This is a genomic window from Mesorhizobium tamadayense, assembly GCF_003863365.1.
Taxonomy (GTDB): domain Bacteria; phylum Pseudomonadota; class Alphaproteobacteria; order Rhizobiales; family Rhizobiaceae; genus Mesorhizobium; species Mesorhizobium tamadayense.
The window spans coordinates 1-5,928 of record NZ_RQXT01000109.1; the positions used below are offsets into that span (position 1 = coordinate 1).

Consider the following 5,928-nt stretch of genomic DNA (forward strand, 5'->3'; position numbering starts at 1 on the left):
TATCCGTCGGGCGAGCCCATGCTCTCGATCGAAGACCTCAGCCGGCCACAGCGCGCCGGCAGAAATGTCCGGTCCCCGTGGCCAAGCTCGACCGCCACTCGCGCGACGTCGCGTCTATTGCCGACTTGATGGCCCAGCGTATCGTTCATCGTCGCAGAACTCGGTAACGACACCGACCCTTCATGCTGCACCGCTACACCGCACTGGCCGAGAAGGAGCGCCGGCAAATTTCGGAACAGATTCGTGCCTAACTGGCAGCCCGGAAGCAGCGTGGCGGGCTTTTTTTCTTCGTAACGGTGATTGAGCAAGCTCTCATTGGATCGACGATCCGCAACTCCGGCCCCTCGCCATCGCGGGTTTCGCGCGACGAGGCATTCTGGCCGTCGACTCGGGCTGAAATCCACAGGACGCTGGGACCGGCGCAAGTGCGGACATCCGGTGCGCTTTCCATGTTGGCAATGGATGACCGTCATGGATATGCTTGGCCTGCTGATCTTGCCGCTGCAAAACGGCCAGCGGTCAGCACGCGCTCATCCCAGCACAAAAAGAGCGATTTATGGCTACCGGACCGGTAAAATGGATCAATTCGCAAAAGGGTTTTGGTTTCATTCAGCCTGATCAGGGCGGCCCGGATGTGTTCGTGCATATTTCCGCCGTCGAGCGCTCCGGCTTGCGGGGCCTCAATGATGGTCAGAAGATCAGCTACGAACTGGTGCAGGACAAACGTTCCGGAAAGACGTCAGCCGGCGAGCTTCAGATGATCTGATCGAGGCTGACAGGCCACGCGGCGGTCGGTCTCATCCCTTCCACATCGTCGAGCGAAGAAGAGCCTGCATGTGTTCTGCCGGGTCGAGCTCGCCGCGCGCCTCGATCTCCAAAAGATATCGGGCCTTGGCAATCCATGCGCGTGGACCTCAGCACCGAACAGGTCAAGGCCGGCGATGTGACATTCAACGTGACTAATACTTCCCGGACCTTGGCTCACGAGTTCGTCGTCGTCAGATCTGACAAGCCAATCGGGGCGCTGCATTACAACGAGCATGAAAAGGAGGTCGAGGAGAGTGCGCTCGAGGTCGTAAACGAGATTGAAGACATAGAGCCCGGGAAGTCCGGCACGCTTACGGTGAAGCTTGAGCCCGGCTCCTACATCCTGCTTTGTAACAAGGCGGGCCATTTCAAGCTTGGCATGGTCAATCACATCGCCGTTACAAACTAGGATCTCGCCGGGGCAGCCACGCGATCGGCTTTCTGCGGCTTGGCGAGATGCCGGAGCCGGCGCTGCGGGATGACGGCTAGGATTTTCACGATCTTCTGCATCTTCTTGCCGCGTGCCGCCCAGTGGGTGAGCGGCGCGCCCGGCAAGGCTTGAATACAGGAACGAATTCCACTTGGAAGCTGGTACGCCGACAATCTATTCAGCGGCCTCAGCGAACTGCACGGGGATGTAATTCAGGATGGGCCCGAGCCACCGCTCGACCTCCGAAATTGGCATGTCTTTGCGCCGTGCATAGTCCTCCACCTGATCGCGCTCGATCTTGGCCACCCCGAAATAGTAGCTTTCCGGATGGGCGAGATAGATGCCGGAGACCGAGGAGCCGGGCCACATGGCATAGCTTTCGGTCAAGGTGACCCCTGCGTTGCGTTCGCCGTCGAGCAGCCTGAACAGCGTCGCCTTCTCGGTATGGTCCGGCTGCGCCGGATAGCCGGGCGCTGGCCTGATGCCGCAATAGGGTTCGCCGATCAGATCCTCCGGGGCTAGGTTCTCGTCCGGCGCATAGCCCCACAACTCTTTTCGGACACGCTCGTGCAGCCGCTCGGCGAAGGCTTCGGCGAAGCGATCGGCGAGCGCCTTCACCATTATCGAGGAATAATCGTCATTGGCCCGCTCGAAGCGTTCGGCAATCGCCACTTCCTCGATGCCTGCGGTCACGATGAAGCCGCCTAGATAATCGGCCTTGCCGCTTTCGAATGGCGCGACGAAATCCGACAGGGCGACGTTGGCCTTGCCGTCGCGCTTGGTCAGTTGCTGGCGCAGGGTGAAGAAGGTCGCCAGCTCCTGCGAACGCGTGTCGTCGGTGAAAAGCCTGATGTCGTCGCCGACGGCGTTGGCCGGCCAGAAGCCGATCACGCCCTTCGGTGCGAACCATTTTTCCGCGATGATCTGCTTCAGCATCGCCTGTGCATCCTCGAAGAGCTGGCGCGCCGCCGGCCCCTGTGCCTCGTCTTCGAGAATCGTCGGATAGCGCCCCCTCATCTCCCAGGTCTGGAAGAACGGCGTCCAGTCGATGTAGCGGGCGAGTTCGGCGAGGTCCCAGGTCTCGAAAACCTTCAGCCCGAGGAAGGAGGGGGTTTGCGGGACATAGCCCGACCAGTCGATCTTGTGGGCGTTTGCCCTTGCCCTGGCGAGCGGAAGGCGCAGCTTGTCTGCTTCGCTGCGCGCATGCGCGTCCGCCACCTTGCGGTACTCGGCGCGTACCGTATCGACATAGTCGCCCTTTGCCTGGTAGGACAGCAATGACGAGACGACGCCGACGGCGCGGCTGGCATCGGTGACGTAGACCGTCTGGCCGCGCTCGTAGCGCGGGTGGATCTTGACCGCCGTGTGAACGCGGCTGGTCGTTGCCCCGCCAATCAGCAACGGAATGTCGAAACCTTCGCGCTCCATTTCGGAGGCGACATGCGCCATCTCGTCGAGCGACGGTGTGATCAGGCCGGAGAGGCCGATGATGTCGACGTTTTGCTCGCGCGCCGTCTGCAGAATCTTTGTCGCCGGCACCATGACGCCGAGATCGATGATCTCGTAGTTGTTGCAGGCGAGCACGACGCCGACGATGTTCTTGCCGATGTCGTGGACGTCGCCCTTGACCGTCGCCATCAGGATTTTTCCGGCGGTCCGGCGTTCGCCGGTGTCAAGGCCGTTGGCGGCGTTGGCCAGATTCTCGGCTTCCATGTGCGGCAGCAGCCCGGCGACCGCCTGTTTCATCACGCGCGCGGACTTGACCACCTGCGGCAGGAACATCTTTCCCGCACCGAACAGGTCGCCGACGACGTTCATGCCGGCCATCAGCGGGCCCTCGATGACATGCAGCGGCCGCTCGACGGCAAGCCGCGCCTCGTCGGTATCGGCGTCGATGAACTCGGTGATGCCGTTGACCAGCGCATGCGAAATGCGCTTGTCGACAGTCCACTCCCGCCAGGCGAGATCGCGTTCCTTGGCCTCCTTGCCGGCGGTTCCCTTGAAGCGCTCGGCAAGTTCCAGGATCCGCTCGGTGGCGCTGCCGCCGCCCGCCGGCTGGCGGTTGTTGACGACGTCCTCGCAGGCTTCGCGCAGTTCCGGATCGATCGATCCGTAGACGGCAAGTTGGCCGGCATTGACGATGCCCATGTCCATGCCGGCCTGGATGGCATGGTAGAGGAACACGGCATGCATGGCCTCGCGCACCGGTTCGTTGCCGCGAAACGAGAAGGATAGATTCGAGACACCACCCGAAATGTGGACGTGAGGCAGGGTCTGGATGATTTCCCGCGTCGCCTCGATGAAGTCGACCCCGTAATTGTTGTGCTCGTCGATGCCGGTGGCGATGGCGAAGATGTTCGGGTCGAAAACGATGTCTTCCGGCGGGAAGCCGGCCTGCTCGGTCAGGAGCTTGTAAGCGCGGGTGCAGATGGCAACTTTTCGCGCCTGCGTGTCCGCCTGGCCTTCCTCGTCGAACGCCATGACGACGACAGCCGCGCCATAGGCGCGCACCAGCTTCGCATGATGCAGGAAGGCCCCCTCGCCTTCCTTCATCGAGATGGAATTGACCAACGGCTTGCCCTGCACGCATTTCAGGCCAGCCTCGATGATCTCCCATTTCGAACTGTCGATCATCACCGGCACTTGGGCGATGCCCGGCTCGGCGGCGATCAGGTTGAGATACTCGACCATCGCCTTCTTCGAATCGATCAGACCCTCGTCCATGTTGATGTCGATGATCTGGGCACCGTTGGAGACCTGATCGCGCGCGACGTCGAGGGCGGCAGGGTAGTCGCCGGCGGTGATTAGTTTCCTGAATTTCGCCGAGCCGGTGACGTTGGTGCGCTCGCCGACATTGACGAACGGAATTTCCTTGGTGAGCGTGAAGGGTTCCAGACCTGACAGGCGCATTTTGCGCTCGATCTCCGGAATGGCGCGCGGCGGATATTTTCTCACCGCCGCTGCGATGGCGCGGATGTGGTCCGGCGTCGAGCCGCAGCAGCCGCCGACGACATTGACCAATCCGTCGCTCGCGAATCCTTCGATCTGCGCCGCCATGAATTCCGGGCTCTCGTCATAACGGCCGAACTCGTTGGGCAGGCCGGCATTGGGATAGGCGCAGACGAAGGTGTTGGCGACGCCGGAAATCTCGGCGAGATGTGCGCGCATGGCGTTGGCACCGAGCGCGCAGTTGAGGCCGACCGTGAACGGACTGGCGTGACGGATCGAATGCCAGAAGGCCGTCGGTGTCTGGCCCGACAGCGTGCGGCCCGACAGGTCGGTGATCGTGCCCGAGATCATGACCGGAAGATGCACGCCCTTTTCGAGGAAGATCTCGTTGCAGGCGAAGATCGCCGCCTTGGCGTTCAGCGTGTCGAAGATCGTCTCGATCAGGATGATGTCCGCGCCGCCGTCGATCAGGCCGCGCAACTGCTCGCCATAGGCGATGCGCAGATCGTCGAAGCTGACGGCGCGATAGCCGGGGTTGTTGACGTCCGGCGACATCGAGGCGGTGCGGTTGGTCGGTCCCAGCGCGCCGGCGACGAAGCGCCGCTTGCCGTCTTCCTGTTGGGCGCGAATGCAGGCCCGCCGCACCAGACGGGCTCCGTCCCGGTTCAGGTCATAGACCGCGTCCTCCATGCCGTAATCCGCCTGGGCGATCGACGTGGAGGAGAAAGTGTTGGTCTCGATGATGTCCGCGCCGGCAATCGCGTACTGGTGGTGGATTTCCTCGATCGCTTTCGGCTGCGTCAGGATCAGCAGGTCGTTATTGCCCTGCTGATGGCAGGCGCAACCGACGAACTTGTCGCCGCGGAACTGTTCCTCGTTGAAGCCAAGCCCCTGGATCTGCGTGCCCATCGCGCCGTCGAGAATGAGGATTCGTTCGCGCGCGGCCGATTCCAAGGCAGAACGGATCTCCGATCCATCCGCCTGGGCGACAACGGGTCCGAAAAGGGAATCCAAGGATGATTCAGAATGCGCCACAGTGAACCTCGGCTTCTAATACTGTGACATAAACATATCTTTATGTCAAAATGGGATGTGCTCATCGCAACCTTTGATACGTCACACGTCTGTTGGAGCGCTATGGCCCGATCGAAGGGGCTGCAGATCTCCTGCGTCTTCCTTTGATCCACTATGATTGGATGAACCGCGATCCGGAAGCGCCGACCTGGCGGCAATGGCTGGCGGTCGCGCGGTCGATCAATCCCGATTTCACCCCCCGAAAAGGTCTGGGACCTGAGCTTCCGCGAGGAGCTGCACGCGATTGACGCCGTTGTTGGCGGACAGGGGGTTGCGATCTGCAGCGACGTGGTCGTCAGCAATGAACTGAGGAGTGGGCTGCTCGTGAAGGCGCATCCGCTCTCCCTGCCCGGCTACGGGTTTTATCTCGTCTCGATGGCCCATAGTCCGCGGATGCCGGCCATCGAAGCCTTCTCTAGTTGCCTGTCGAGCCACGTTCTCCAGATGGAGGAACTTGGCCTTCAGATCGCGCCGTTGCGTCAGCGGAAGCCGCGTGCGGTGGCAGCCTTCCGACTTGATTTAGGTCCGGCGAAAACCAGCCCGTACGCATGCCCAGCGCATCCGCCTTGTCGGTTACTGTGACGAGACGAACAGGATATAAAGCTATCTGGCAGCAGCTGGTCGAGGAAAGCCTCACCGTCATGAAACCGATGAACGAAGAGCATCTT

4 protein-coding genes are annotated in these 5,928 nt (G+C 61.5%); 3 read left to right on the forward strand and 1 reads right to left on the reverse strand.

Annotated features, from left to right (window positions below):
• Window positions 1–556 precede the first annotated feature (556 nt).
• Window positions 557–766 carry a cold-shock protein gene (locus EH240_RS36320; RefSeq protein WP_125007155.1) on the forward strand — a complete coding sequence of 70 codons (210 nt, stop codon included), beginning with the start codon at window positions 557–559 and terminating at the stop codon, window positions 764–766.
• A 141-nt stretch (window positions 767–907) separates the two neighbouring features.
• Window positions 908–1,216: a plastocyanin/azurin family copper-binding protein gene (locus EH240_RS36325; protein WP_167484319.1), complete on the forward strand. Its 309-nt coding sequence runs from the start codon at window positions 908–910 to the stop codon at window positions 1,214–1,216.
• A 195-nt stretch (window positions 1,217–1,411) separates the two neighbouring features.
• On the opposite strand, the gene metH is transcribed toward EH240_RS36325, so the two are convergent.
• Window positions 1,412–5,221 carry a methionine synthase gene (gene metH, locus EH240_RS36330; protein WP_125007157.1) on the reverse strand — a complete coding sequence of 1,270 codons (3,810 nt, stop codon included), beginning with the start codon at window positions 5,219–5,221 and terminating at the stop codon, window positions 1,412–1,414.
• Between the two features lie 327 nt (window positions 5,222–5,548).
• On the opposite strand from metH, the gene EH240_RS40300 reads away from it, so the two are divergent.
• Window positions 5,549–5,842 carry a type 2 periplasmic-binding domain-containing protein gene (locus tag EH240_RS40300; protein ID WP_425374872.1) on the forward strand — a complete coding sequence of 98 codons (294 nt, stop codon included), beginning with the start codon at window positions 5,549–5,551 and terminating at the stop codon, window positions 5,840–5,842.
• Window positions 5,843–5,928 lie beyond the last annotated feature (86 nt).

Bases quoted from the DNA above. Each gene is read 5' to 3' on its own strand.
- EH240_RS36320 (WP_125007155.1), top strand. From the start codon at position 557: ATGGCTACCGGACCGGTAAAATGGATCAATTCGCAAAAGGGTTTTGGT.